This window comes from Bradyrhizobium sp., assembly GCF_016462955.1.
Lineage (GTDB): Bacteria > Pseudomonadota > Alphaproteobacteria > Rhizobiales > Xanthobacteraceae > Bradyrhizobium.
Window position 1 is genome coordinate 1 of the sequence record NZ_JAEMSD010000242.1, and the last position, 2,651, is coordinate 2,651.

Below are 2,651 nucleotides of genomic sequence, written 5' to 3' on the forward strand. Positions count from 1 at the left end.
CGAGTTCGCGACTTTCGAAGCCGTCAAGGATCTCGGCAAGACCAAGAAGTGACGTGCTAGTTTTACCTCTCCCGCTTGCGGGGGAGGTCGACGCGAAGCGTCGGGTGAGGGCTCTTTCCACCAGGGGGTTGTCCCTTTGCGGAGACACCCTCTCCCCACCCCTCTCCCGCAAGCGGGAGAGGGAGCGCAGCGCGACCCTCGGCCACATCTGAAATGATCTTCGACCTTCGATGACCGCAATCCTCACCAACCTGTTCGATGGCGTCGCCTACGGCATGCTGCTGTTCGTGCTCGCCTGCGGGCTCGCGGTCACGCTCGGATTGATGAACTTCGTCAATCTCGCCCACGGTGCTTTCGCGATGGCGGGCGGCTATGTCTGCATGGTGCTGGTCAACCGGATGGGCTGGCCGTTCTTCGCGGCATTGCCGCTCGCATTCGTCTCCTCGGCGGCGATCGGCATCGCGCTCGAGCGTACGCTGTACCGCCACCTCTATGCGCGCAGCCATCTCGACCAGGTGCTGTTCACGATCGGCCTCACCTTCATGTCGGTTGCCGCGGTGGACTACATCCAGGGCTCCTCGCGCGTCTTCATCAATCTGCCGGCCGCGCTCCAGGGCCAGTTCGACCTGTTCGGCGTCGGCATCGGCCGCTACCGCCTGATGATCATCGTGATCTGCGGCCTGCTCACCGTCGCGCTTCAGCTGGTGCTGGCCAAGACGCGCTTCGGTAGCCGTCTGCGCGCCGCTGTCGACGACCCCCGCGCTGCCAGCGGCCTCGGCATCAACGTTCCGCAGGTGTTCGCCTTTACTTTTGCCTTCGGCTGCGGGCTTGCCGGCCTCGGCGGCGCGCTCAGCGCCGAGATCCTCGGGCTCGATCCGTATTTTCCGCTGAAGTTCATGATCTACTTCCTGATCGTGGTCACCGTCGGCGGCTCGTCGTCGATAACAGGCCCGTTCCTCGCCTCCCTGCTGCTCGGCATCGGCGATGTCGCCGGCAAATATTACGTGCCGAAGATGGGCCCCTTCGTGATCTACACGATCATGATCGTGATCCTGATCTGGCGCCCGAACGGCCTGTTCGGCCGCACCGCTGCGCGTTGAGTTCGCCGATGACCGCTTCCTCCGACGTCGGCTATCACGCTCAGCGCCAGGCGCGCTGGCATTGGGGCGAGATCGCGTTCTGGCTCATCGTGCTGGCCTGCGGGTTCCTGTTCCCGTCGCGCTATCTGATCATGACCGACATCCTGCGGCTGGCGCTGTTCGCGATGTCGCTCGACCTCATCCTCGGCTATGCTGGCATCGTCTCGCTCGGCCATGCCGCCTTCTTCGGCGTGGGTGCGTATGCCGCGGGGCTTCTTGCGCTGCATGGTATCGTCAACGAGCCCGTGCTGGCGCTGGTCGTCGCAGGTCTCGTGGCGATGGTGCTCGGCTTTGCCACGAGCTTCCTGGTCATCCGCGGCGTCGACCTGACCCGCTTGATGGTGACGCTCGGCATTGCCCTGCTGCTGGAGGCGCTCGCTGAACGCTTCTCCAACATCACCGGCGGTACCGACGGCTTGCAGGGCATCGAGATGCAGCCGATCCTCGGCCAGATCCCCTTCGACATGTTCGGCAAGGCCGGGTTCTTCTATTCGCTGGCCGTTCTGTTCCTGCTGTTCCTGTTCGCCCGCCGCGTCGTGCACTCGCCGTTCGGCCTGTCGCTGCGCGCGATCAAGAACAATCCGCTGCGCGCCGCCGCGATCGGCATCCCGGTCAACCGCCGCCTGATCGCGATCTACACGCTGGCGGCGTTCTATGCCGGCATCGCCGGCGCGCTGTTCACCCAGACCACCGCTATCGCCTCGCTGGACGTGTTCGCCTTCGAGCGTTCCGCCGATTTGATGCTGGTGCTCGTCATCGGCGGCACCGGCTATCTCTATGGCGGCCTGATCGGTGCGGTGATCTTCCGCCTGCTCCAGGAGTTGTTCTCCACCATCACGCCGCAATACTGGCAGTTCTGGATCGGTCTCGTGCTGGTCGTGATCGTGCTGGTCGGCCGGCAACGCCTGCACCGCTGGGTGCTGTATGTGCCGAACCTGGTCATCAGGCAGCTGGCCGGGCGCAAGGCCGTAGTCGCCGTGCCGGAGAGCGATTCATGACCATCGCGCTCGAAACGAAGAACCTCGAAAAGCAGTTCGGCGGGCTGCGCGTCACCCGTGATCTCTCGCTCAAGGTCGAGCAGGGCGCCCGCCACGCGCTGATCGGCCCGAACGGCGCCGGCAAGACCACCGTCATCAACCAGCTCACCGGGGTGCTCAAGCCGAACTCCGGCCGTATCCTGCTCGAAGGCCAGGACATCACCGATCTGCCCGTGCACAAGCGCGTGCTGCGCGGCCTGTCACGCACCTTCCAAATCAACCAGCTCTATCCCGACCTGACCCCGCTCGAGACCATCGGGCTTGTCGTCTCCGAACGCCTCGGCCATGGCGGCGATTGGTGGCGGCGCATGGGCACGCGCAGCGACGTCAACGGCGAGATCGCCGAACTGCTCGCGCGCTTCCACCTGCTCGACGTCATGAACGAGCAGACGGTGACGCTGCCTTACGGCAAGCAGCGCCTGCTCGAGATCGCGGTCGCGATCGCGGCCAAGCCGCGCGTGCTGCTGCTCGACGA

The 2,651-nt window shown here is 64.9% G+C and carries 3 protein-coding genes; all 3 read left to right on the forward strand.

Going from position 1 to position 2,651, the window contains the following annotated elements:
* Nucleotides 1–230 precede the first annotated feature (230 nt).
* Nucleotides 231–1,100: a branched-chain amino acid ABC transporter permease gene (locus JHD07_RS22685; RefSeq protein WP_291626058.1), complete on the forward strand. Its 870-nt coding sequence runs from the start codon at nt 231–233 to the stop codon at nt 1,098–1,100.
* 8 nt (nt 1,101–1,108) lie between these two features.
* On the forward strand, nt 1,109–2,137 hold the full coding sequence (locus JHD07_RS22690) for a branched-chain amino acid ABC transporter permease (RefSeq protein ID WP_291626060.1): 1,029 nt from the start codon (nt 1,109–1,111) through the stop codon (nt 2,135–2,137).
* On the forward strand, nt 2,134–2,651 hold a 518-nt coding region (locus tag JHD07_RS22695), incomplete at its 3' end, for an ATP-binding cassette domain-containing protein (RefSeq protein ID WP_291626062.1). The genes JHD07_RS22690 and JHD07_RS22695, both read left to right, overlap by 4 nt.